Below are 24,782 nucleotides of genomic sequence, written 5' to 3'. Positions count from 1 at the left end.
GGTGGTTGAGGGCTTTCCTGGTGTGCTGGGCCTGCTGCATCCTGGTGGCGGGGTTTGCCCAAGGCGATTCACTGGCGGCTGCCTATGGGAATACCATCACAGCGGATGAGCTGATGGGCAGCCTGCGGGTGCTTGCCAGCGATTCAATGGAGGGAAGGGATACCGGAAAGCCTGGCCAGAAGATGGCGGCCGCCTATCTGCGAGCGACATTCGAGTCAATGGGCATACCCCCTGTTCCGGAGCCGTATGGTGCCAGGGTGAAGGAAGGCTATTTCCAGGAGTTCGATCTCATCGAGACTCGGTCCGGTGGTATTTCCCTCGAACGGGGCAGGAGCAAGCTGGGCTTGGGGGATGGTCTGGTCTATTTCAATGAGCTGTTGGGTCCGGGGCGTTCGCGTGTCGGCCCAGTGCACTATGCAGGCCATTGCAGGGATGCAGCCGCCGAATCGGATAAGAAGGCTAAGAGCGTGCTGGTGGATGGCTCTGCCATCGAGCCACGCGAAATAAGGGCCTGCCTTGAGCAACTGAGGGGGCTCAGCCCCGAATTGCTTTTCGTGTACGTGGGGAACCTCGATCCTTGGTTGGGCTTTATCCATGCGGAGGACACCAGGATGCGCCTGGCGAATGATGACCTGCGGCAGAGGGAGCGTTCCGGGGCGCAGGTCATTCTGCTGGATGAACGCGGCCTCACGATGCTGCTCGGGCGTCGGAGGGCTAAGTCCTTCCGGAATGCGGCTGCAGGAGCGATCTGGGATTCCCGTGCGTTCCTAGTGGTGCGTCCGAACGAGCAGCGGATTGTTTCGGAGAATGTCCTTGCCTTCATCGAAGGTACGGATCTGAAGGACGAATTGGTGGTGCTCACCGCGCACTATGACCATGTCGGAATGGTTGATGGGGTGGTGTACAATGGCGCAGACGATGACGGCAGCGGGACCGTGGCCCTTATTGAGATCGCTGAAGCGTTTGCATTGGCCAGATCAGCTGGGCACGGCCCAAGGCGAAGTGTGCTCATCATGCCGGTGAGCGGAGAGGAAAAGGGGCTGCTGGGATCGCGTTATTACAGCGACAATCCGGTGTGGCCATTGGACCGGACAGTGGCCAACCTGAACATCGACATGATCGGCAGGCGGGACAGCGCGCATGCTACGGCGGACCCCTACGTGTACATCATCGGGAGCGATCGCCTGAGCAAGGAACTGCATCAATTGAACGAGTCGGTCAATGAGCGCTTTGTCGGTCTTCGGCTCGATTACGCGTTCAATGGCGAGGACGACCCGAACCGGTTCTATTACCGCAGCGACCATTACAACTTCGCTCGGAAGGGCATCCCCTGCATCTTCTACTTCAGCGGGGTGCATGAGGACTACCATCAGCCAGGGGACGATGTGGAGCGTATCGAGCCCGGACTGCTGGAGCAGCGCGCCCGGCTCGTTTTCCATACAGCATGGGAGCTGGCGAATCGTCCCGATCGGGTAGCCTTGGACGAATGAGCGGACCGCTCCGGTTCAGGAATGGGCCCCGGCCTTCGTCAGGGTTCAGGGCATCGACACGAGTTCCTCGAGGTAGCGGTCCAGGTCCTCGCGGTACCGCACATAATGGGCTCCGGTGCCAGGCCCATAGAACCCTGTCCGGATGCGCTTGACCTCGCCTGAACGGTCGATGAAGACGCAGGTGGGGTAGCTCATCAGGTGCTTGAGGAAGGGAAGCTGCTCCAACGCCTCGGATTTGGCGGCAGGGCCGCCATACAGGATGGGATAGGGCACGTGCAGGACGTCCTTGAACCGCTGGAGGCCGGCAATCGCCCGGTCTTTCTCCCGGTGCTTCTCGAATGCTATCGCCAATACATTGAGGCCGCGGCCATGGTACTTGTGGTACATATCCTTGAGCAGGCTCGTCTCATCGATGCAGTTCGGGCACCAGCTTCCCATGATGTGGACGAGCAGGGGCTTGCCCCTCATGTCCGGGTCATCCGTTGATCGCAGCACACCATCGGTGTCCGGGAAGCTGAATCGCACACGGTCTACATCCTCGGTGAGCTGCGTCAATGAGTCCGGATGGCGGAGCTTGAACGAGGGGTTGGGAACGGCTACCCAGGGCTCCTGCCAGTGGGTGCCGCTCCAAAAGCGTCCGACCAGGCTGTCATTCCGGTGTTCCGCGGCGAAGAGGAAGGCGTGAGTGCCATCGAAACAGGAGAGCAGAAGCGAGTCACCATAGGCGGCACCCTCCAGGAAACGGTAGTCGCCTGTCTCGGTCAGGAAGGTGCCCGTCACGGTTCCGCCCGGATGCTGCCAGAACTCACCGACAGCGGAATAGGCGTCTGAGGTTCCGTGACTGAAGCGGGTCTCCCATGTCCCGGTGAAGGCCTTGGCTGGAGGGGCCCGGCTGTCAAGGGGCCTTGGCCGCTTGCCGGCCCTGGCAACGAACGGGATGCGATACCCCGGGCCCTTGGTGTGATTGACCCAAAGCCCCGAAAGGAGGCTGTCGCTGGCTATGTGCGCGTGCAGTTCGGAATCATACAAGGGGAAACGGGCGAAGAGCGAATCACGGCGGAATTCCACCTGCCTCAGCGTGATGCGTTCGGCAGCATTGCTGATGACGATATCCAAGCCTCCGGAATCATCCGGTAGTATGGTCATGCCGAAAGGCAACCCTCCCCCGGGAACAGAAAGCTGAGCGCTCCAATTCCCGCACAGGGGAAGGCGTGGGTCAACGGACGACTCGCATCCAATGCCAAGGAGCACGGCGCATGCGAGGAAGAGCAGGAGAATGGATGGCCGATGCAAGAGGTGCGAATCTAGCCGCGCCTCTCCAATGCGGCAGGAGAAAGGACCGGTTCGCTAGGAATGCCGAACGCTCTTCAGAGGTCGAATCGAATGCCCTGCGCAAGCGGCAGTTTGGTGCCGTAGTTGATCGTGTTGGTCTGGCGGCGCATGTAGGCCTTCCAAGCATCGCTTCCGCTCTCGCGGCCGCCACCGGTCTCCTTTTCACCACCGAAGGCCCCGCCGATCTCCGCTCCGCTGGTGCCGATGTTCACGTTGGCAATGCCGCAATCGCTGCCGGACGCGCTCAGGAAACGCTCCGCCTCGCGCAGGTCCAGCGTCATGATGGCGCTGCTCAGGCCCTGTTTCACGTTGTTCTGGATGGCTACTGCCTCGTGTATGTCTCCGCTGTAGCGCAGCAGGTACAGGATCGGCGCGAAGGTCTCCTCCTGCACGATGGCCATCTCCGGCGTAGCCTCCACCACGGCGGGCTTCACGTAGCAGCCGCTCTCGAAGCCGGCACCGGTGAGCACTCCACCTTCCACGGCCAGCTTGCCGCCCTGTGCTTTCGCGGCCTCCAGGGCCTTCAGGTACATATCCACCGCGGCCTTGTCGATCAGAGGGCCAACGTGGTTCTGCTCGTTCAGCGGATCGCCGATGCGCAGCTGACCATAGGCCTTCACCAGCTTCTGCTTGAAGGCTTCGTAGACGCTGTCGTGGATGATCAGGCGTCGCGTGCTGGTGCAGCGCTGACCGGCCGTGCCCACCGCGCCGAACACGCAGCCGATGAGGGACATGTCCAGATCGGCCTTGTCGCTGATGATGATCGCGTTGTTACCGCCCAGCTCCAGCAGGGAGCGGCCCAGTCGCTCGCCGACTGCGGCGCCCACGGCCTTGCCCATGCGGGTGCTGCCCGTGGCGCTCACCAGCGGGATGCGGGTATCGTGGCTCATCCACTCCCCTACTTCACGACCACCGTTGATGATGCTGCTCACGCCCTCGGGAACGCCGTTGCGCTTGAACACCTCGGCGGTGATGTGCTGGCAGGCGATGCTGCACAGCGGGGTCTTCTCGCTCGGCTTCCACAGGGTCACATCGCCGCAGACCCAGGCCAGCGCGGCGTTCCAGCTCCATACGGCCACCGGGAAGTTGAAGGCGGTGATGATGCCCACCAGCCCGTAGGGATGCCACTGCTCGTACATGCGGTGGTCGGGGCGTTCGCTGTGCATGGTGAGGCCGTGAAGCTGGCGGCTCAGGCCCACCGCGAAGTCGCAGATGTCAATCATCTCCTGCACTTCGCCCAGGCCTTCCTGGTAGCTCTTGCCCATCTCGTAGCTCACCAGTTGGCCAAGGTCGGCCTTGTGCTTGCGTAGCTCATCGCCGATTTGACGAACCACTTCTCCTCTCTTTGGGGCCGGCCAGTTGCGCCACGATAGGAACGCACGCCGTGCTAGGTCGATGACCTGGTCGTATTCAGCCTGGCTGGCGCCGAGCACCGTGCCGATGATTGCGCCATCAACCGGGCTCCTGCTCTCCAACGCCTCGCCCTCCCCCTTCAACCAGTTTTGCCCGGTGGATACGCCGCTGCTCAGCTCACTCAGACCAAGACGCATTAAGGCATCGGCAATTCGGACAGGGGCGAGGATGGAAGTAGTCATGGGGTCACATCTGTTCTTGGGGGGCAAAGGTATTCTATCCCGCCCTGGTACTGGTTGCCGTCAGTTCGGCGGGGCACACCGCAGTGCGGCTAAGGGGTTAAACCCCTGATAATCAGGAATATTAACAAGATTGCAGAGGGCGCTGAGATTTTACTCAGGATGGGTGATTCATGTGTGTGTTTACCTGACCACGACAGAGGGGGATAAATCCCGGCAGGGGCGATAAGAACAAGCTTGCTGAGGCTATGTCTTCTGGGCGATGTAGAGCGTGCTAGAAGATGGGCGGTTCTGTATCCAAGCGCACAGATTTGACAAGGTTCCGATTAGCGTGGCCAAGACCCACCGGAGCCACTTCGGTGTTCCTCGATACTGTTCACTCAGTAGGGCTATATAATAGGCATCCAGCCACATTCGATTGGTCCGGACGAGGGTAAAGCCGTGGGCTTGGAGAAGCTGATGAACATCGCGTTGTCGGAAGTGCCACAGGTGGCGCGGCACATCCCAGGCGGCCCAGTATGGGCCATAGTGCTGGGCGTCCCAGCTTGAGCGGTCGGGAACTGCAACGAACAGGTAGCCGTTCGGTGCGAGCAATGCGTTCAGGCGTTTGAATGAACCCTGGAGGTCGGGAAGATGCTCGAGCACGTGCCAGAGCGTGATGCATTGGAACTGCTCCTGCAATGGGATGTCTTCGAGGCTCGGGGACACCTTGAGCAGATGGTTTTGCTTGGCCCGGGCACTCGCTTTGGAACCAGGCTCTACACCCTCGACCGCATAGCCTTTGGTAGCCAGGAAGGCGATGAGTTCCCCCGTTCCGCAGCCTACGTCCAGGAGTCGTCCTGATGGTGCAAAGCCTCTGATGAGCTTATGCTTTGTGGCAAGCCTGGCTGAACGGACGGTACGGTAGATGGCTGCTGTGAGTGATTTTCCGGCGGACTCATGTGAGAGGTATTCGCTGGAGGCATAGTAGCGGCCCATGCTCGACCCCTTGGGCTGAGGAAAGGTCATCCTAAAGCCGCACGTGGTGCAATCGAGCAGATGGAATCGCTCTTGGGAATGGTGGAAGTCCACCACGTCGAGGACTTTCCGAGTGCTGGATGACCCGCATATCGGGCATGCAGCGGGAGCGGAATCAAGTGGATGTTCCACGTGGAACGGGGTTGGTGTTATCGTCCGAGGTAAATCAGGAGCACGCTCAGGTCGGCTGGCGACACCCCACTTATTCTGGATGCCTGTCCCATGGTGCTCGGTCGTACCTGTTGCAGCTTCTGGCGTGCTTCGAACGAAAGCGAGCTTAAGCGCGTGTAGTCCATCTCGGGGTCAAGGGGAACCGAATCCAATTGCCCGAGGCGGTCCGCCATTTCGCGCTCCTTACTGAGGTAGCCTTCGTATTTCACGTCGATTTCGACCTGTTCGACCACCTCTTCTTGGAGAGCGCCCAATGCTGCTGTTAGTTCTTCAATGGGCTTGGAGAGCCCAGGCAGATCCATGAACCGAACCTGTGGACGAAGCAGAATGTCGTAAAGCTTCACCTTCTGTTTCAAGGGCGATGTTCCACGTGGAACGAGGAGATTGTTTGCATCGTCGGGATGGACACTTTCGCGTCGCATGGCCGCAACCAAGTCCCGTACATGCTTCTGTTTGAACTCCACTCGCCGCATTCGGTCATCATCGGCTAAGCCCATCGCATGGGAGCGGGGGGTCAGGCGCAAATCGGCATTATCCTGTCGCAGCAGGATGCGGTACTCCGCCCGGCTGGTGAACATTCTGTAGGGCTCGTCCGTGCCCTTGGTAATCAAATCATCAATCAGCACCCCGATGTAAGCCTCGTCCCTTCGAAGGATGAAGGGCTCTTTCTCTTTCTGCTTGAGGTGGGCATTAATCCCTGCCATCAAGCCTTGGCAAGCGGCCTCTTCATAGCCGGTTGTTCCATTAATCTGGCCAGCGAAGTAGAGACCATCAATGAGCTTCGTCTCCAGGGTTGGCAGAAGCTGAGTGGGGGGGAAGTAATCGTATTCCACCGCATATCCAGGGCGGAAAAGACGCGCTTGCGCGAAGCCCGGGATACGTCGCAGGGCTTCTACCTGCACCTCTTCCGGCAGACTGGTGCTGAACCCGTTGATGTACGTTTCAACGGTGTCCCACCCCTCGGGCTCCACGAATACTTGGTGCCGGTCCTTGTCGGCAAAACGATCAATCTTGTCTTCAATGCTAGGGCAATATCGGGGCCCCACCCCTTTGATTCGGCCGCTGAACATCGGGCTTCGATCGAATCCGGTTCGAAGGATGTCATGGACTTCGGGGCTCGTGTAGGTCATCCAGCAGCTGAGTTGACGGGCCAACGGCTGGGTGGCATCCGAGAAGCTGAATTTTCCAGGACGCTCATCTCCGGGCTGTTCCTCCATTTGGCGGTAATCGAGGCTACGGCCATCCACACGTGGAGGGGTGCCGGTCTTCATGCGGCCTGCCGAGAAACCAAGCTCGACGAGCTGTTCGGTTATCCCATGGCTGGCCTTCTCGCCGGCGCGGCCTCCGCCGATCTGCCGCTCGCCGATGTGCATTACACCGTTCATGAAGGTGCCGCTGGTGAGCACCACCGCATGCGAGCTTATGCTCGCACCCATGCTGGTTACGATGCCTCGGACCTTTGGGGCGGGACCCGCAGTGGTCAGGAGCCGAACCACGCTCTCCTGCAGGAAGTGAACATTGGGGATGCCCTCTAAGGACTTGCGCCACTCCCACGCGAATAGCATCCGGTCGTTCTGCGTACGAGGGCTCCACATGGCCGGCCCCTTGCTGCGGTTCAGCATGCGGAACTGCACCGCACTGCGATCGCTAACGATGCCGCTGTAACCACCGATGGCGTCTATCTCCCTGATAATCTGACCCTTAGCAACGCCGCCCATGGCCGGATTGCAGCTCATTTGACCGATGACGCCCATGTTCATGGTCACCATCAGCACTTTGGAGCCGAGGTTCGCTGCGGCCGCTGCAGCTTCGCACCCGGCATGCCCGCCACCGACTACGATTACATCATAAGGCTCGCGCGTGGGCATGCTGTTTGATGAGGGAAAGCCCGCAAAGAAACGGCATGGTTGAGCCAGCGGGCAACCGAGGGCGTGTCAGGTGCGTCCATCAAAAGCCCAGGACGGATAGCCATGCAGGAATTTGCCGACCTTCGGCCAACCCATCAACCCCAATAGTGAACACGATGAAGCAGATTATTCTGACGGCGGTACTCGCCATGAGCGGCAGTACCCTTTTCGCACAGAGCGGCGTTACTCCGGTGAAGGCTGACGCGTCCGTGGTGGCCCAAGAGGAGGTGCGCGCGGTTAGCGCTCAACTCAAGGAGGCCTACGGCATCCTCAGCCAGGACCTCGCCCATTTGGGGCGTGAGGTAGGTCCGGATGCCACGAAGGCGACCCCCGAGCAAACCGCAATGCGCGAGCGCATGACCACTGTTCTTGCACAACTGGAGGGCATGCTCAGCACGGTGAACACCGGAGATGCCGCTCAGTGGACCGAAATCAAGGCCAAGGCCGAAGCTGTGCGGAAGAATGCACTGGCTATTGTGGAGGAGAGGAAGGCCAAGCGCTGATTGAAACGCATGAGATGGAAGCCCCGCTGGAATGAGCGGGGCTTCTGCTTTGCTCGGGACTCAATAGAGCATGAGCCACTTGTCCTCCTGGGCCTTCATCGCCGCCCTTTCCCCATCGGTGGAATCGGTATGGCCGAGCAGATGCAGCAGCCCGTGCACCATGACGCGACGAAGCTCCTGCTGAATCGGTACGCCGTAGTGCTTCGCATTGTAACGAATGCGATGGATGCTCATCAGCACATCGCCGCTGAGGCCGGTTCCGGTCTGACCGTCGAAGGTGATGACGTCAGTATGGTAATCGTGACCCAGATAGCGGCGGTTGTAGGAGCGCAGCTCAGCATCGCTCATCAGCACGAATGCGAGATCATTGATGCCGTGTCCGTGTCCCTTGGCCACGCGTTCGAGCCAGGCACGCAGCCGCATCCGGTCACGGTACGCATTGGGCACGCCGCGGGCCATGAAGGTGATCATCGCACAACGGCCTATTCCTGTGCGGGGCTCCTGCTGAAAGACATGGCCACCGTGGCGCCATTGTCGGAGAACTCCACGGCGTCGGCCAATGCCCGCATGAGGAAGACGCCGCGCCCGTGGGGTTTCTCCAGGTTCTGCGGGTCCGTGGGGTCGGGCAGGTGCTGATAGTCGAAACCAGCGCCTTCGTCACGGACCACGAAGATGATCTGATCGTCCGTGGCCTGGTAGCCCAGCGTGACGCTCTTTGAGGGGTCCAGCCCGTTGCCATGGTGGATGGCGTTGTTCACGGCCTCGGTGAGGGCGATCAGGATGTTGCCGTAGCGGCTCTCATGCACGCTGTAGCGCGAACAGGCCTCGTCGATGAGCTTTTCCGCGAGAGCAATGTTCTCGGCCTTCGCGGGGAACTCTATGCGCTCGGTGAGCGCCGATTCTTCAATCAGGGCCGCCATGGTGGTCAGGGTCGGTCAAAAGTACCGAAATAGCCATTCACCCGATCCCTGTAATAGGGTTTGAGGCCCGGAGGGACCGTGCGGAGAAGCTCCGCTTCGCGCGCCTTGCGACGTTGCATCTCGAAGGCGCGCGCCGGATCGACGGGGGGCTGTTCTCGCCCCTCATTGCTCGTGCGCTTCTGGTCGAGCTCCCGTTCCCGTTCGGCCTTCTCGTGCTCTAGGAGCCGCGTCAGGATGTCCTGCTGCCTCCTGATGGTCTCCGGTGTGATGCTCTTGTTCACGATGTCCCTTTCCTGCTGCTCCATCTGCTGGGCGAGCTTGTTGAGCTCGTTGCCGGCTCCGCTGCCATCCTTGTTGAGCTCCTGCGAGATGCGCTGCATCTCCTTCCGGATGGCTGCCTGCTGCGCTGCGAGTTGGGCGAGCTGCTGGCTCATGCCCGGAAGCCCAGAGCCTCCGGGGCTCTGTTGTCCGGGCTTCTCGCCTTTCTTGCGCCCTTCCTCCAAGGATTTCCGCATCTGCTCCAGCTGCTTCTGCAGGGCTTCCTGCTGAGCGCGCATCTTGGCCATGCCCGACTTGTTGCCCTGACCCGGGCTGGGATTGCTGCCGGGCTTGCTGCAATTGCCGCTCCCGGGCTTGCTCTGGGCATTCATCTGCTGCATCATCTGCTGCAGGGCCTCGTCGAGCAGGAGGGCCAGGTTGTTGAGGGAGGTCATGGCGTGCTGCTGCTTGTCTGCCGCCATGGGCTTGAACCGCTCATTCGCCCGCGCCTCGCCCAGCAGCCGGGTGGCTTCATCCATGTTGTCGTTCACCGCGTGCATCTCCCTGTTCACCATGCTTTGCAGCTGCGGAACGCGCTTGCTCAGCGCGAAAAGGGAGTCCTCGATGACCTTCGCATCGTCCCGCAGCTTGCGCTGATCACGGCCATGCTGCACCCACCGCGGGTCGCGCACGCTGGTCCTGCCCAGCTCCGCCATCAGGGTCTCCTGGTCGAAGCTGAGCTCCACGATGTTCTCTAGGAGCTGCCTGAGCGCATCCATGTCCTCTTCCTGCTGCTCCTGCGCACCGGCCTGCATGGCGCTCTCCATCTGGAAGGCCAGCTGCTCCATCTTCTCTGCGGCCTGCTTCTGGGAGCCGGCGGCCTTCTGGTTCTGTTTGCGGTTGAGCTGATCGCTGCTCTGCTGCTGATCATCCTGGATGCCCTGCTCCTGCTGGTCGGTATCGGGAAGGTCCATGGGCTGTTCCAGGGCCTCGTTCTTCCGCTCCAATTCGTCCATGCCCTTGCGCAGCTCCTTGAACGCCTCGTTGAGCGCATCCTGCTCGCGCTTGAGGTCCTCGGCATCGCGCTCCCCCTTGCGGCTCTCCTCGCTCAGCCGTTCCTGCTTCTCGGCGAGGTCCTTGAGCTGGTTGGCGAGGTCCTCAGCCTGCTGCTCCACCTCCATTCGTTTGAGCATCTCCAATGCACGGTCGAGCTCCTTCTCGACATCCTCCTGCCCCAGCTTCATCTCCCGGAGCTGTTCCTGGAGCTGCTCCTTGTCCACTTTCTGCATGAGCTCCTCCACCTTCCGGTACAGCTCCTTCATCTCCTCGCTCAGCACGTTCTCGAACAGCTCCTGGATGCGCTCCTGCTTCTCCAGCAGGCGTTCGTCGAGCGGGGAGAATTCGCGTTGCTCCTGCAGTGATTGGCGGAGCAGCTCTGTGCTGCGCTCAATGCGCTGCTCAAGCTGCCGTTGACGGTCCATCACCTGCTGCAGCCGCTGTTTGTCCCGCCAGTCGGCCTCTTTCTTCTCGAGGAGCTCGCGCCTCAGCTCATCCAGCTGGCGCTGGAGGTCCCGTGCCTCCTTGATGTTCTCGCGCAGCAGGTCCTTGCTGGCCTCGCTGCGGGCCTCCTGCCGTTCGGAGAGCTCCTTGGCCGTGGGCGCGGCGAAGACCTCCGTTGCGCTGCGCGTGACCTTGCTGCCGTTCACGCCATCGTTGTCCCAAACCTCGAACCAGTATTCGACGCGGTCGCCGGGGAGGATGGTGAGCCCGTACAACTCCCACGCGTGGTAGAATCGCTGCCGGAGGCCAGCAGGGTCGAAGGGGATGGCCTCGGATCCCGACCGGCGATCGGCGGGAACGCTGTCCCCTCCCTGAACGAATCGGTAATGGAAGAGGAGCCTGCGGATTCCGTGATCATCCCCGATCTCCCCATCGAAGTAGACGCGCTTGAGCGCACTGCTGTCGCGGCGGGACCGCACAGCGATGGAAGGGTGGAGGTCCGGGACGACCTCCACCCTGTGCCGCAGGGGGGTGCCGCCTTCGTGGCCTTCGTGGGTCGGTGTTACCTGGTAATTCAGGCTGCGCAGCAGCCGGCGCTCGAAACGGAACGCCGACCGCTCCGCCGTAGGCTTCGCGCTCATGAGGGTGTCGTCGAATGCCATCGTCATCCCGTCAGCGCTGCGGGCCCGGATGGTCCATCGGATGCGCGTGCCGGCGGGCACGGAGAGGTCGCTGACGCTGCGCTGGCGCTCGGGAGGCAAGCCGAGATAGCCAGGGAAGTCCAGGTCCACCGCCATTTCGAGCACAAGGGGGTCCGGACGCGTGGTCAGCGTGAAGCGCTCGCTGCTGAACCCTTCCGCTGAGAGCGTGAAATCGACCGCGGTACGCACATTCCTGAACCGGTGGGAGAAGCGTCCGCCGCCTTCATCCACCAAGGGGATGCGGGCGTTGCCTGTGACCAGGTCCACCTGGCTGGGCAGCGCGTCCCCCGCCACCTCGACCACAAGGTGGAAATCCTGTTCCTCGGGCACGACCAGTGAGTCGTTCATCAGGCGGAATCGGAACGGCGCTTCAGGTGCGAACTCCCGGCCGTGGAGGAGGATCCTGCGGGCGGGATCGGACACCAGGCTCGGTGCCGCGAAGAGCAGCAACAGCAGGATGGCGACAGGCGGCAAGGCCAGGCGGAGATGGCGTGAATTGCGCCGCAGGTCAATCGCATCGACGAACTGCAATGGACTCAGCTCCCGGCTTCGCTGGGCGACCGCAGCCTCGATCAGTTCGCGCTGTCCGGGCTGGGATGCCGCCATGTCCTGCAGTTGCAGGGTGTTGAGCAGCTTGTCGCGCACCTCTTCGAAATGGACCCCCACGATGCGCGCCGCTTCCGCATGCGAGATGACCCGTCCTAGGCGCAGCAACTTGAACAGGGGCTGCGCGATGAATCTGCCCAGGATGGCGGCCATCGCTGCGATTGATGCCCAGAAGAGCAGTGTTCGCGCCGTGGTGCCGAACCGCCCGAGGTACTCGAGCAACGCTGCCACCAGGAAGACGGCGACCACGAGCCCTATGGCATAGAGCGCGCCGCGTATCAGCCGGTCCTTATAGTACTTCCGGATGAAGGCATCGAGCTTCGATATCAGCAGTTCGTAGTCGCCTTGCATGGATAACGCCCGAACGCGGAAGAGAACAACCGTGTTGCGGAACAAAGCTAAGCCACGACAGTGCCGCGCGTCCGCCCGTCAGGGGTCCGGGCCTTGGGGGTCACCGAAGGATGAGGCGGATGGTTTTCTCCTCTTGGGTGGTCCTTACCCTTACCAGATAAGGCCCGGGAGCGGAATCAAGCGAGAATCGCTCCAGCAGGGCGCCCGATGCGGCACGGCCATTCCGTTGGATGACGGTACGACCTGTCATGTCGAGCACTTCCACCTGAACCGGGCCACTGCCAAGGCCATGCGCAACCACCGTGAACTCACCTTCGCTCGGGTTCGGAAATGCCACCAGCACGGGTCCTGCCGACTGAGTCTCATGCATTCCGGTGGTGTCCCAGAGGAATGAGAGCTCGATGATGCAGCCATTGCCGGCGTCCACGGAGACTTCATACAGGCCGTCGCCCTGCAAGAAGACGAATGCAGAACCATCGCCGATGGGCTCGCCATCCAGTGTCCATGCGTAGCTCTCGTATCCGCTGGGGACGAAAAGCACGTTTCCGTTCTGAACGAGGTTGAAGACAGGGCATACCACGATCGCATTGCTGGTATCCGAACAGGCAAAGGCGTTTGAGCCTACCACCTGCCAGATTCCGGGTCCGCTGGGAATAACGCATGGCCCTGTAGCATCCGCCACGGGCTGCCCATCCAGTAGCCAGGCGTAAGCACTGAGCGTCTGGTCCTCGGCGCAGAGCTCGCCGGTTTGCGCATTCTGCGAGATCACCACTTCGGGCAGCGGCAGGACCACGATGGTGGCGCTGTCCAGGACGACCTGCTGCGGGATGTTGGCGATGGACAGGCTGCCGATCGTACCCCCGGCCACGTTGAAGCTGTAGCTGCCGTCGCCCGCCAAGGGCAGGTTGTAGGTGCCCAGGAGGTCGTTGGAGCTCACCGGGTCCTCATCATAGAAGCTGATCGAATACGGCGGATTGTCCAGCAACAGGGAAAGGTCGCTCCAAGCAGCAGCGCTGACATCATCGAACGTGGAGGAGGTGTATGTGCCGCCCGAGGCGTCGGTAAGTACGAAGAACAGATCGGGCGCGCCCGTACAGCCCAGGAAGGGTACGCTGGGCTCTTCCACCTCGGTGCCGCACCAATCACCATTGACGCTGCTGAGCGTCAATGATTGCATGACGAATCCTCCGATAGTGGTCTGAAGCGTTACCGTGTAGGAGCCGGCGCCGGTGTAGGTCTGAGCAGGATTGGGGACGGATGCTGTTGCTCCGTTCCCGAAGTCCCATGCATAGCTCATGGGGGCCGGGCTGGCATCGATGAGGGCCTGGAAGGTCGCGGTCAGTGAGCCGCAGCCGCTGGGGGGCGCGTAAGTGAAGCTCGCAGTTCCTCCGGTGCCTGGCAGCACCGTGATGGAGGTGGGGAGCTCCTGTGGCACGTCCAGATCGAACCCGCCGGCGCTCACGCTGGCCAGGATACTGATGCTGATCGGATAGGTGCCGGCACCGAAAGGCGTGCCGCAGATGCGCGCGCAGCCGAATTCATACTCCTGTGGGTAGTAGATTCCGCTGGGTGAGTTCGTCGTGAAGTCGAGGCCGAAGGGCAGCCCGGAGACTCCGGTGATGGTGAGCTGGTTCAGGGTGACCTCAAAGCCCGTTCCCGGATCGGTGAAGCTGGCGGGCATCCAGAACGTGAAGTCGGACTCGTAGTAGAGGCCGGCGGTTGCGTCGGGGGCAGTGGCTGGGCAAAGCGTCGGGAATGCCGGGGTGGTGGTGCAGCCCTCATCGGGAACGCAACCGTCGCACTGGGCGGAGAGGTTAATGGCGAAGGCCGGAACCAAGGCTGCGAGAATTGCGCCGCGTAGGGTTGGGATCATGCTCAAGGGGCTTTCTGTGCCAGCCAATTTAGAGGAACCGTCCATATGCGCAGGGCTCAACCATGGCTCCGCGCCCTGCTCAGCCTTGTCTTCATCAGGTAAAGTAGCCTACGGGCTGGATTGCCCCCCTCAGCGGCAAGGTGGGCCAGGGCCGAGGGGATGTCGCGGTCGGCAAGGATGTAGAACCAACGCCGCCAATCGGCCGCAAGCCGGGCCTCGAAAGGGGCTTCGGGGAAGAGATGCCGGCTTCGATTGATCATCCTGAGCCGTTGCGTCCAGGCCCAAAGCCTCCGGATCAGCGCAGGGGTCGGGCGGCTGCGCAGCAGCTGCTCGAGCATGAGGTGGGCCTCCAGCTCCTCCGGGGAGGCCTCGATGCCGAAGGTGCGCAGCGCCTCCCGGCAGATGCGCTCGCGCACAGCGTACAGGTCGTGGCCATGCCTGAAATTCTGCTCGCCCAACCGGTAGCTGGTGAGTGGCTCAGGCAGGTTCGCCATCCGCGTATGCCTGGCTACGCTGAGCAGGAAGAGGTAGTCCATGCCCGGTTGGCGCCAGTCCTCCCGGCAGCGGAGCCGATGGTCACGTATCACGCTGGCACGGAACATGGCGGAACCGTAGAGCATCGGGTCCTGGAACAGCATGACACCTCTGGCCTCTTCGTCCGTGAGGGGCCATTCGGCGATTCGGTCCCGGATGCCGAAAATCCGGGCGTAGCTGCCAACGGCACCGATGTCCGGGTGCGCATCAAGGAAGGCGGCTTGCTTGGAGAACCGCTCCCGGTCCGCGATGTCATCCGCATCCAGGATGGCGATGTACGACCCGCGGGCCGCATCGAACCCCCGGTTGGCGGCCGCTGCCCGGCCCGTGTTCACCGCATGGGGCAGGAAACGGACGCGCGGATCGCCAATCGCTTTGACGAGTTCGGGGCCATTGTCCGTGCTGCCGTCGTCAATTACCAGAAGCTCAAGGTCAGCGAGCGAACTGCCCAGCACGCTGCTCAGGGCTTCCGCCACGTAAGGCCCCTTGTTGTAAAGGGTGGTGAGCACCGTGACTCTAGGCGCGGGCATGCCCCGGGATTGAAGCCTCCGGCTCAGGGGCGAACCACCGTGAACGGACGGCTCAGCGTGCGCACGCCATCGGTCAGCGTGATGAGGTAGAGACCGGCTGCGGTTCCTGACATGTCAATCGGAATGGTGGATCCGGCCGTGCCGGCCATGCTCGCAATGACGGGCCGGCCAAGGGCATCCCGCACACGGATCTGCAGCGGCTTCCCATAGGCGCGGTGGCCAATCCGCACCTCGAGCCGATCCACGCAGGGAACCGGCCCAAGGCTAACGAAGGGGAGGGCCGCACCCTCTGAGATCCCGACACCATTGACGAGCAGCGAGGCCCCAGAAGTGCACCCTGCCGCACTCGTACCCATGACGGTCCATGAGCCATTGACCGCTTGTACGCAAGGGCCATTCTCGCCTTCCAGCAGTTCTCCATCCAGCATCCAGGCATATTGCGTCAAGCCGCTGTCCTGGGCGCACACCGTTCCGGCGTCCTCGTCATAGAACAGCGTCACGTCAGGATCCGGATGGACCACCACCGTATCCTGATGGACCAACGTGAGAACCGTTTGTACCTGCACGGAGCGCAGCCCCGAGGCGCCGCCTTGTGACAAGGCGAATGTGCCCGGGGCTTCATCGAACGTGAACGTGCCGAGCAGATCATCGGCACTCAGTTCATCCTGGTCGTACAGCCGAAGGGTGAAGGGGGGGAATCCAAGCGCCATGGAAAGCCCGCTCCACGTGCCAGCCTGGCTGTTGCTGATGACGGTGGAGCGCTCTTCCCCGAGCCGGCTGTCATGCAGGGTGAAATAAAGGTCAGGCTGCCCTACGCAGCCCACGAAGGGCAGAGACGGTTCATCGAGGTCTCCGCACCAAGCATTGGGTATGCCCGTGATCTGAACCTGGGTGAGCATGGGTACGGAGAACGCCTGCTCCAGCACCACGGCATATGCATCAGCGGCCGTGTAGGTCTGGTCCGGCGGCACAGGACCTATATGGCTGGCGCCGTTGCCGAACGACCAGTTGAACTCCCCTTCCATTCCCGGCACTTCGCTAGCCGGACTGAATGAGACGGTCGCTGGAACACATGCTTGCGCCGGCGCGGGTGTGAAGCCCGGCAGGGTGTCTGCTGAATCGGGCAGCACCTGAATCGGGATCGGCACCTCGTAGGCCTGCGTGGTGTTGATTCCGCCGACCGTGCCGGTGACGGTGGCACGGACCCGGATGGTATCGGCACCCGGCAGCATGGGCGTACCGCATACCCTCACGCAGCCGAAGCCGTTCTGCTGCGGATAATAGGTGAGGGTGGGGCTGTTCGCCTGGTAGGTGAGACCGAGGGGAATATCTTGGATTCCGGTGACCACCAATTCCTGCACCACCACGTTGAGCTGGGTGCTCGGCTCCGGGAATGATGGCGGGACCCAGAAGGTGACATCCAGTTCATAGGGTACGCCCACCGTGCCGACAGGGGTGATGCTTGGGCATACCGCGGGGAACGGAGGGTCGACCGTGCAGGTGTCGATGATGACACAAGGGCCGCACTGCGCGAGCGCGTGACCCGTGGCCACAAGGAGCGGAAGGTGGAGCCAGCGCAACATGGCTCCAAGGTAGCATTCCCATCCGCGTTAGCGCTGTCGATGCAGGTCCGTTGCCCTGGAACCCGCTCAGGAGGGCATTCCGCCTTAAATTCGCGCCCCGCTACCATGGCACGCAAGGCAACCAGCGACCCCATCGACCTTCACGCATTGCCGCTACAGGATGAGCCGGACTCCCGTCAGTTCGTCCTGCGGGTGGGGGAGCATCGTGCGCGCCTGGAGTATGACCGGGACGGCGACCGCATCTTCCTGGGTACCTTGGATGTGCCCCGGCCAGTGGCCGATCTCGGTGTTGCCGACGTGGTGATGGAGAAGACCTTGGCCTGGGTGGAGGAGAATCGACTGAAGCTGATACCGACCCACCCCACGATCAAAGCTTACCTGCGCAAGCACACCGCGTGGCAGCGCCTGCTGCTGAAGGGCGTTCAGGTCTGAGCTTCGCCTTCTGCTTCCCTGCGTCTATACTTGTGAGGCGGCGCATCAGGCGCCCCCGATTCCATGCGCTTCTCCCGAACCACCGTGCTCGCCGCTCTGTTGCTGCGTGCCGCTTCCGCCACGCCTCAATGCACCCCCGTTGACTGCTTGGGCCAGCTGCCCGCATGGGGCGGCCTGTGCGCGGAGGGCTTCGTCACCGGGCGCGTAGGCCAGCCATACGCGGATGCGATCTCCTTCCACATCACCAACGCCTGCACCCCGGCAACACTCTTCGATCCCGCGCTTACCGGTGTCTCGGTGCGGATCACGCAGGTGACCGGCATCGGATTCAGTCAACTGCCCGCCGGCCTTACCGGCGCCACCGATTTCCCCGCCTATACACCGCCTGCCAATGGCTGCGGATCGCTGAGCGGCGTGCCTCTGGAGGCCGGCACGTTCGCCGCTTCGGTGGACCTGGTGGCGAACGTGAATGCGTGGCCATTCTCGCTCACCTGCGGCGGCTTCGGGCCCATTGCTCAGAACGGCAATCCGGTGAGCTTCCCGCGCGGCCTGGTGATCCTGCCGGACCCCTCCTTCATCGTTCCTGCGGCACCGCTCTGCGCGACCGATGCCCCATTCAATCTTGTGCCGACAGGAACCACGGGTGGTGTATTCAGCGGCCCCGGCGTTTCAGGCGACCAGTTCGACCCCGCCGTGGCCGGCATCGGCATCCACGTGGTGAAGTACGCGGTAAGCGCTCAGCAGGGCGCTGCGGTCGCCCCGGCCGCCGATAGCCTGAGCCTCGCCATCGAGGTGGTGGATTGCGCACCGCCGTGCGATGCGCTGAGCGGCACGCTCACCCGAATCGGCGACGTTCAGGTGTGCCGCGATCCCGGCGGCACCACCATCGCTGCCGTGCCCAACGGCGATGCTGTGCTGCTCGATGGCCACGTATTGCGCTTTCTTTTCTCCAATGGCCTCACGCCTGTGGTGCAGGGAATCCTCGATGATCCGACGGTCACCTTCACCGAGCCGTTCACGCTCGTGCAGCTCACCCCCATCGTATATGACCCCTCCACGTTCGACCTCGCCTTCGTGGAACTCGGGGTCACCACGGTACTGGACATCGAGGACAGCATTCAAGCTCAGGGCGCCTGCGCAAGCCTCAGCTATGCATCCACGAGCATTGATTTCGCGGTGGCGGATTGCTGCACGGCCTACGCCGGCACGTTGGGCGGATTGGATTTCATTCCTTGCCTGGTGCCCGGTGGATTCGTGGAGCTTGTGGGTATTCCCGGGGGCGATGCGGTGGTGCCTGCGGGTTACGCGTTGGCCTATGTGCTGACCCAGGGCGCGGGACTCACCATCCTTGCCGCCGGCCCCGATCCGGTGTTCCAGGTCAGCGAAACAGGTGTGCATGCGATCCATACCCTGGTCTATGACCCGACCACATTCGACCCCGGCCAGATCGAATGGGGGGTCGCCACCGCGGCCGAGGTGAATGCCCTGTTCATCGTGGGGGGCGGATCCATCTGCGCCAGCCTCGACCTCATCGGCGCCCCGTATGATGTCGTGCTTTGCTCCAGCTCCTGCGATGCCGATGCGGGCACCCTCTCCGGGGGAGGCGCCGTATGCCTTGAGGACGGAGAGGCGACCTTGGAGGCCACGCCCAATGGCGATGCGGTGGTACCCGCCGGCTTCACCGTGGCGTATGCGCTCTCCCAAAGCGCCGGCCTGGTGATCATCGATGCGGCTTCGGTGCCTGTTTTCACCGTCTCGGAGCCCGGCTCCTACGCCATCCACACGCTCGTGTACGACCCGGCCGTACTGGACCCCGGCTTCATTCAGCCGGGCATCACCACGGCTTTCGATGTGGCTGCGCTCTTCCTTCAGGGCGGCGGCGCGCTCTGCGGCAGCCTGGATGCGGCCGGTGCCGGCTTCATCGTTGAGGTTTGCAGCAGCCTTCCGGACCTGGGCGCGGAGGGCATCCGGCTTGCGCCCAATCCAACGGATGGCGCATTCACCGTGCAGCTGGAAGGCGCTGGTGCCGCAGACCTGGAAGTGATCGACGGCGGTGGCAGGGTCGTGCACCGGCAATGGCTCATGGAATGCGACCGGCCCCAAGCGGTGGTGCTCTCCGATGATCTCGGCACCGGTCTGTACGCCGTGCGGGTCACCCATGGCCGCGGCCGTGCGGTGCACCGGTTGCTGATATGCCGGTAGAGGGCCATCCGGCTACTTTCGCGACCTTCATAGCTGTCCCAGCATGTCCGTCCGCGTCCGCTTCGCACCCAGTCCCACCGGTCCATTGCATATGGGCGGTGTCCGTACCGCGCTCTACAACTACCTCTTCGCCAAGCGGCACGGGGGCGCGTTCCTTCTGCGCATCGAGGACACGGATCAGGGGCGCTACGTGCCCGGGGCCGAGGACTACATCCGGCGAAGCCTGGAGTGGTGCGGGCTGGTGGCGGAGGAGAGCCCTTGGGCCGGCGGGCCGGATGGGCCCTACCGGCAGAGCGAGCGCAAGGCGCTTTACAAGCAGTATGCGGATCGGCTCGTGGCCGAGGACAAGGCGTACTACGCCTTCGACACCGCCGAGGAGCTTGAAGCCATGCGGGAGCGCCTGAAGGCGGCAGGCGTTGCGGCGCCGGCCTACAATGCCGTGACGCGCGAGCACATGAAGAACTCGCTCAGCCTGAGCGCCGACGAGGTGAGCGAGCGCCTAGCCCGCGGCGATGAGCACGTGGTCCGGCTGAAGGTGCCGCGCCATCACGAAGTGCGCTTCGAGGACCTGATCCGCGGCTGGGTGGTGGTGCACAGCAGCAACATCGACGACAAGGTGCTCTTCAAGAGCGATGGCATGCCCACGTATCACCTGGCCAACATCGTCGATGACCACCTGATGAGGATCACGCACGTCATTCGGGGCGAGGAATGGCTGCCCAGTGCGCCGCTGCACGTGCTCATCTACGAAGCGTTCGGGTGGGAGCGGCCGGCCTTTGCGCACCTGCCCCTGATCCTGAAGCCCGACGGCAACGGCAAGCTCAGCAAGCGCGATGGCGATCGGCTCGGATTCCCGGTCTTCCCCTTGGACTGGGTGGATCCCGTGACAGGGGAGAAGAGCAGCGGCTATCGCGAGAAGGGCTACTACCCCGAGGCCTTCGTGAACATGCTGGCGCTGCTGGGCTGGAATCCCGGGGGTGACGTTGAGCTGATGTCGATGGAGGAAATGGTCGCCCATTTCGACCTGGCGCGGGTTCACAAGGGGGGCGCCCGCTTCGATCCGGAGAAGACCAAGTGGTTCAATCAGCAGTACCTGCGCAAGCGCCCCGATGCCGAGCTGGGAGAGGCGCTTCGGGCCCGGCTCGCCGACCGCGGCATCCCATGCACCCCCGAGAAGGCGGCTGCCGCAGCAACGTTGCTGAAGGAGCGCGCCACATTCGTGGATGACATGCTCGAGGGCCTGTATCTGTTCACCCTAGGCTCACCCATCAGCGGCAACCCAGAGGCAGAGGCCGAGCTGCGCAAGCGCTGGAAGCCGGAGGCCGCACCGGCCATCGAGGCGTACATCGCCAAGCTCGAAGGCTTTACGGCCCTCACCCCGCAAGGGCTTGAAGAGGCGTTCAACGCGGTCCTGCTGGGCGCTGGATTGAAGGTGGGTCAGGTGATGCCGCTGTACAGGCTCTTCGTGGCCGGCCGCATGCAAGGCCCGGGCATGTTCGAGGTGAGCGCACTGCTGGGCAGGGAAGAGGTGGTGGCGCGCCTGCGGGCCGGTTTAGACCTGTGCCGGTCATGGGCGTGATCGAGGTGAATGGCATCCGCGTGTTCGCCTTCCACGGCTGCCTGGCGGAGGAGGCGCGCATCGGAGGGCATTTCCGCGTGGATGTGACTGCCCAGGGCGATTTCAGTGATGCTGAAGCCTGCGATGACCTAAGGCGAACGGTCGACTACGGCCGCGTGACGGCCATTGTCCGCGAGCAGATGACCGTTCGCAGCCGTCTGATTGAGCATGCTGCGCGCCGGATACTGGAGGCCCTGCGGCGCGAGTGGCCCGGTCCGGTGCGATGGCGCGTGCGTCTGGTGAAGGAACGGCCGCCGGTTCACGGTGACGTGGAGGAGGCTGTCTATACAGTGGAGGGTTGAACGTTCCGGCGGGACAAGGCCCCGGCACCTATCTTCGCGCCCGTTCCGGTCACGTGGCCGAGTGGCTAGGCAGAGGTCTGCAAAACCTCGTACAGCGGTTCGACTCCGCTCGTGACCTCCGGCAGATCCCCGTCTTCAGCGGGGATCTGCCATTCAAGGGGTTACCTTGGCCCATACCAATCGCCTGCAAACCGCGTTGTGGGCATTGATTGAACGATCACCGGCAGTTCCGCATGACCCGACTCGCCTCCCTTGTCACCGCCTTGATACCAGGAGCCCTCCTCGCGCAAACCCCCATCGGCGCGTGGCGCGACCATCAGCCCTACCAGCGGATGGTGGATGTGGTGGAGGGGGATGGAGCGGCCTACTGCGCCACGGTTAACGGGCTATTCCGGTACGATGTGGGCTCGGGCGAGATCCAGCGCATCAACAAGGTGAACCTGCTCAATGATGTGGACATCCGAGGCCTGGCCTGGTGCGCACCGCTCCGGATGCTGCTGGTCCATTACGGCAACGGCAACCTGGACCTGGTGCAGGGCGACCGCAGCTTCAACCTCGGCGACATCAAGCGCAGCGCTATCCTGGGCGACAAGGCCATCTACCGGACCCACGTGGAAGGTACCACGGCCTACCTGGCCTGCGGGTTCGGCATCGTGGTGGTCGACCTGGAGCGGCGCGAGGTGAAGGAGACCTGGTTCATCGGGCCGGGAGGCGGCCAGGTGCAGGTGCGCGGCATCACGTTCACTGCGGACTCCATCTATGCAGCCACGGGCACGGGGCTATACACCGCGTCGCGAAATGCGTCCAACCTGGCCTCCTTCACCAACTGGCGGAAGCGCACCGACATGGGGCCGGGCATGGCGAACGGCCCGTTCGACCTTGCCATCACCTTCCAAGGGAGGCCCATCATCAACTGGAACAAGCCGGTGGGCGAGCAGGATACGCTGCTCGTGCTGCGCCCGGACAATACCTGGGAGCAGTTCTCCTACGGACGCGGCGTGCCCAATTTCGATCTTCGGCTCGGCACCAACCCCGACTTCTTCACGCTCACCCATGAGTTCGGCGTGAGCCAATTCAACAGCAGCTTCGAGGAGGTCAACTACACCTACACCTACGGGTCGATTCCGAGCTTCCCCATTCGGGCCATCCTCAACACCTCCGGGCAGCTCTGGGTGGCCGACCGCTTCGTCGGGCTGGTGATCCTGGTTGCCTATAATCAGGGTGTGCCCGTGAGGCCCAATGGCCCCAAGACGTCCAGCGCGTACCGCATCGATGCCAGCGGCGGTGCGGTGTATGTAGCCACCGGCGCTGTAGCCGGCAATTGGGCCAACACCTTCCTCAAGGATGGCGTGCACCATTTCATTGACGAGACCTGGCGCACCAACGACCCCGACAATAACGAGCTGCTCAGGGGCGGCAATGCGTTCGCCGGCGCCGTGAATGACATCGTTGCCGTTGCCGTGGACCCGTTCGACCCGGCGCGCGCCTTCGTGGGGAGCTGGGATGACGGGGTGGTGGAGCTCCGCAATCGGGAGCCTGTCCTCATCCACAACGAAACCAACAGCAGCTTGGGCATCGCTACCAATGATGGCTCGGGGAAGGTGAACGTGGGCGGGCTCGACTTTGACCTCCAAGGCAACCTCTGGGTGTCGAATGCCCATGCGGCCGCCCCGATTTCCGTCCGCACCCGGGCGGGCGCCTGGTACAGCTATGCGCCGGGCGCCATACTCGGGGGCAACGGGCTGATCGGGGATATCCTGGCTGCATCGAACGGGTTCAAGTGGATCATCCGCCCGCGCGGCAATGGCCTGCTCGTGTTCAACGACAATGGCACGCTCGCCGATCCCGGCGACGACAGCTACAAGCTCATCAACAATGCCCCAGGCAGCGGCGGGCTACCCACGGTGGATGTGCTGAGCATCGCAGAAGACAAGGATGGCCAGATCTGGGTGGGCACCAATAAGGGCATCGCCGTGTTCTACACCCCCGCCGACCTCTTCACCGACAGCCCTACGGATGCCCAGCAGATCCTCATTGAGCAGGAGGGCAATGTGCAGATCCTGCTGGAGACGGAATTCGTTAGCGCCATCGCGGTGGACGGCGCCAATCGCAAATGGATCGGCACGCAAACGGGCGGAGTCTACCTCGTGAGCCCTGACGGGCGGGAGCAGATACACCACTTCACGGCGGAGAACAGCCCGCTGCCCAGCAACACCGTCACGGCCATCGCCATCGATGGCACCACCGGCGAGGTCTTCATCGGCACGGACAGGGGCATCATGGGCTACCGCTCCGATGCGATCGATGCCGCGGAAGCGGCCGATTGCGCCAAAGTGTTCCCCAATCCCGTTCGTGAGACCTATACGGGTCCCATTGCCGTGACCGGGTTGGCGCGCGACAGCGAGGTACGCATCACCGATGTGAGCGGCAACCTTGTGTACCGCACCACCTCCCTCGGCGGTCAGGCCATCTGGAATGCCACAGACCTGAGCGGGAATCGCGTCGCCACGGGGGTCTACCTCATCTTCGCCAGCGACAGGGAGGGCGGCTACAAGTGCAACACCAAGGTGCTGGTGGTGCGCTGAGGCTTCGGCAGCCCCTGCCATGCTCGTAACCACCCAAGCCGTCGTGCTCCGTGCCATTGCGCACGGTGACCGTACCCTGGTCCTGAAGGCCTGGACCCGGCGTGGCGGGGCGCGTAGCTATGTGGTACGCACCGGCCGCCGCGGGGCTTCGGCCGCCGTGGCCCAGCCCCTGAGTCGCGTGGAGCTGGTGGCGGATGAGCATCCCGAGCGCGACCTGCACTCCGTTCGTGAGATCCGCGTGGACAGGCCCTACCTGCGCATCCCATACGAGCCGATCCGTGGAGCGGTAGCGCTCTTCACCCAGGAGCTGCTGCTGCGTACGCTGCGCGCTGAGAGCCCCGATCCGGATATCGATGCCGTGGTGGAGGAAGCCCTGGAATCCATCGACAGCGCTGCCGACCTCAGGTGCCTGCCTCTGGTGCTGCTGATTCGCCTATCAGCCCCTTTGGGCTTCCTTCCTGCTCCGCCCATGCCCGGCGAGGACCATTTCGACCTGCAGGAGGGCTGCTTCATGCCTGCGGGCGCGATGCACGGCCACCTGCTGGCCCCGCCGCTCAGCTTGGCCTTGGCCGACCTGCTCCACGTGGACTTCGCCGACCTGGAGCGGGTGCGGCTCCCCGCACAGGTCAGGCGGGACCTGATGGATCATCTGCTGCTCTATTACCGGATGCATGTGGAGGGCCTTGGAGAACTGCGGTCGCCAGCGGTGCTTCACACGGTGCTCAGCTGATGGCCGTACTTTCGGCCGCCCCGTGAGCATGCGCGCGCGACTCCC

At 62.9% G+C, this 24,782-nt stretch carries 18 protein-coding genes and 1 tRNA gene; 9 read left to right on the top strand and 10 right to left on the bottom strand.

Annotation, left to right across the window (positions count from 1 at the left end; translation table 11 throughout):
• Nucleotides 1-5 precede the first annotated feature (5 nt).
• Nucleotides 6-1,490, top strand: coding sequence for a M28 family peptidase (locus tag QY325_12605; protein ID WKZ65596.1), 1,485 nt, complete (start codon nucleotides 6-8; stop codon nucleotides 1,488-1,490).
• 45 nt (nucleotides 1,491-1,535) lie between these two features.
• Here QY325_12605 and QY325_12600 read toward each other — a convergent pair whose 3' ends face one another.
• The 4 genes from QY325_12600 to mnmG all read right to left on the bottom strand — a co-directional run bounded on the left by QY325_12600 (nucleotide 1,536) and on the right by mnmG (nucleotide 7,470).
• Nucleotides 1,536-2,636: a TlpA disulfide reductase family protein gene (locus tag QY325_12600; protein ID WKZ65595.1), complete on the bottom strand. Its 1,101-nt coding sequence runs from the start codon at nucleotides 2,634-2,636 to the stop codon at nucleotides 1,536-1,538.
• Nucleotides 2,637-2,857: 221 nt separating this feature from the next.
• Entirely contained in the window at nucleotides 2,858-4,417 is a 1,560-nt protein-coding gene (locus QY325_12595) for an aldehyde dehydrogenase family protein (protein WKZ65594.1), read from the bottom strand.
• A 243-nt stretch (nucleotides 4,418-4,660) separates the two neighbouring features.
• Nucleotides 4,661-5,392 (bottom strand): class I SAM-dependent methyltransferase, encoded by a 732-nt coding sequence (locus QY325_12590; protein WKZ65593.1) that lies wholly within the window; start codon nucleotides 5,390-5,392, stop codon nucleotides 4,661-4,663.
• A gap of 188 nt (nucleotides 5,393-5,580) precedes the next feature.
• The gene (gene mnmG, locus QY325_12585; protein WKZ65592.1) at nucleotides 5,581-7,470 is read right to left on the bottom strand and encodes a tRNA uridine-5-carboxymethylaminomethyl(34) synthesis enzyme MnmG; all 1,890 of its coding nucleotides are present in this window, start codon (nucleotides 7,468-7,470) and stop codon (nucleotides 5,581-5,583) included.
• 155 nt (nucleotides 7,471-7,625) lie between these two features.
• Between mnmG and QY325_12580 the strand changes: the two genes are divergently transcribed.
• Entirely contained in the window at nucleotides 7,626-8,012 is a 387-nt protein-coding gene (locus QY325_12580) for a hypothetical protein (protein WKZ65591.1), read from the top strand.
• A gap of 60 nt (nucleotides 8,013-8,072) precedes the next feature.
• Here QY325_12580 and ybeY read toward each other — a convergent pair whose 3' ends face one another.
• The 6 genes from ybeY to QY325_12550 form a co-directional block, all read right to left on the bottom strand.
• Nucleotides 8,073-8,471, bottom strand: a complete 399-nt coding sequence (ybeY, locus tag QY325_12575) for an rRNA maturation RNase YbeY (protein ID WKZ65590.1) — start codon at nucleotides 8,469-8,471, stop codon at nucleotides 8,073-8,075.
• A 23-nt stretch (nucleotides 8,472-8,494) separates the two neighbouring features.
• Nucleotides 8,495-8,932, bottom strand: a complete 438-nt coding sequence (locus QY325_12570; GenBank protein WKZ65589.1) for an ATP-binding protein — start codon at nucleotides 8,930-8,932, stop codon at nucleotides 8,495-8,497.
• Nucleotides 8,933-8,937: 5 nt separating this feature from the next.
• The gene (locus tag QY325_12565) at nucleotides 8,938-12,348 is read right to left on the bottom strand and encodes a hypothetical protein (GenBank protein ID WKZ65588.1); all 3,411 of its coding nucleotides are present in this window, start codon (nucleotides 12,346-12,348) and stop codon (nucleotides 8,938-8,940) included.
• Nucleotides 12,349-12,448: 100 nt separating this feature from the next.
• The gene (locus tag QY325_12560; GenBank protein ID WKZ65587.1) at nucleotides 12,449-14,185 is read right to left on the bottom strand and encodes a PKD domain-containing protein; all 1,737 of its coding nucleotides are present in this window, start codon (nucleotides 14,183-14,185) and stop codon (nucleotides 12,449-12,451) included.
• 92 nt (nucleotides 14,186-14,277) lie between these two features.
• The gene (locus QY325_12555) at nucleotides 14,278-15,285 is read right to left on the bottom strand and encodes a glycosyltransferase family 2 protein (protein ID WKZ65586.1); all 1,008 of its coding nucleotides are present in this window, start codon (nucleotides 15,283-15,285) and stop codon (nucleotides 14,278-14,280) included.
• Between the two features lie 23 nt (nucleotides 15,286-15,308).
• Nucleotides 15,309-16,868 carry a hypothetical protein gene (locus QY325_12550; protein ID WKZ65585.1) on the bottom strand — a complete coding sequence of 520 codons (1,560 nt, stop codon included), beginning with the start codon at nucleotides 16,866-16,868 and terminating at the stop codon, nucleotides 15,309-15,311.
• Between the two features lie 105 nt (nucleotides 16,869-16,973).
• Between QY325_12550 and QY325_12545 the strand changes: the two genes are divergently transcribed.
• From QY325_12545 to QY325_12515, 7 genes are all read left to right on the top strand, one after another.
• On the top strand, nucleotides 16,974-17,300 hold the full coding sequence (locus QY325_12545) for an N-acetyltransferase (GenBank protein WKZ65584.1): 327 nt from the start codon (nucleotides 16,974-16,976) through the stop codon (nucleotides 17,298-17,300).
• Nucleotides 17,301-17,363: 63 nt separating this feature from the next.
• Nucleotides 17,364-19,502 carry a T9SS type A sorting domain-containing protein gene (locus QY325_12540; GenBank protein ID WKZ65583.1) on the top strand — a complete coding sequence of 713 codons (2,139 nt, stop codon included), beginning with the start codon at nucleotides 17,364-17,366 and terminating at the stop codon, nucleotides 19,500-19,502.
• A gap of 43 nt (nucleotides 19,503-19,545) precedes the next feature.
• Nucleotides 19,546-21,081, top strand: coding sequence for a glutamate--tRNA ligase (gltX, locus tag QY325_12535; GenBank protein WKZ65582.1), 1,536 nt, complete (start codon nucleotides 19,546-19,548; stop codon nucleotides 21,079-21,081).
• Nucleotides 21,072-21,422 (top strand): dihydroneopterin aldolase, encoded by a 351-nt coding sequence (gene folB / locus QY325_12530; GenBank protein ID WKZ65581.1) that lies wholly within the window; start codon nucleotides 21,072-21,074, stop codon nucleotides 21,420-21,422. Before gltX ends, folB begins: the two co-directional genes overlap by 10 nt.
• 47 nt (nucleotides 21,423-21,469) lie before the next feature.
• A tRNA-Cys gene (locus tag QY325_12525) sits at nucleotides 21,470-21,540 on the top strand.
• Between the two features lie 115 nt (nucleotides 21,541-21,655).
• Nucleotides 21,656-24,007 carry a two-component regulator propeller domain-containing protein gene (locus QY325_12520; GenBank protein WKZ65580.1) on the top strand — a complete coding sequence of 784 codons (2,352 nt, stop codon included), beginning with the start codon at nucleotides 21,656-21,658 and terminating at the stop codon, nucleotides 24,005-24,007.
• A gap of 19 nt (nucleotides 24,008-24,026) precedes the next feature.
• Nucleotides 24,027-24,737 carry a recombination protein O N-terminal domain-containing protein gene (locus tag QY325_12515; protein WKZ65579.1) on the top strand — a complete coding sequence of 237 codons (711 nt, stop codon included), beginning with the start codon at nucleotides 24,027-24,029 and terminating at the stop codon, nucleotides 24,735-24,737.
• The last annotated feature ends 45 nt before the right edge of the window (nucleotides 24,738-24,782 follow it).

This window comes from Flavobacteriales bacterium (assembly GCA_030584065.1).
GTDB lineage: Bacteria > Bacteroidota > Bacteroidia > Flavobacteriales_F > PHOS-HE28 > PHOS-HE28.
The sequence above is the reverse complement of the archived record's forward strand: the minus strand, read 5'-3'. Positions and strand labels throughout refer to the sequence as shown.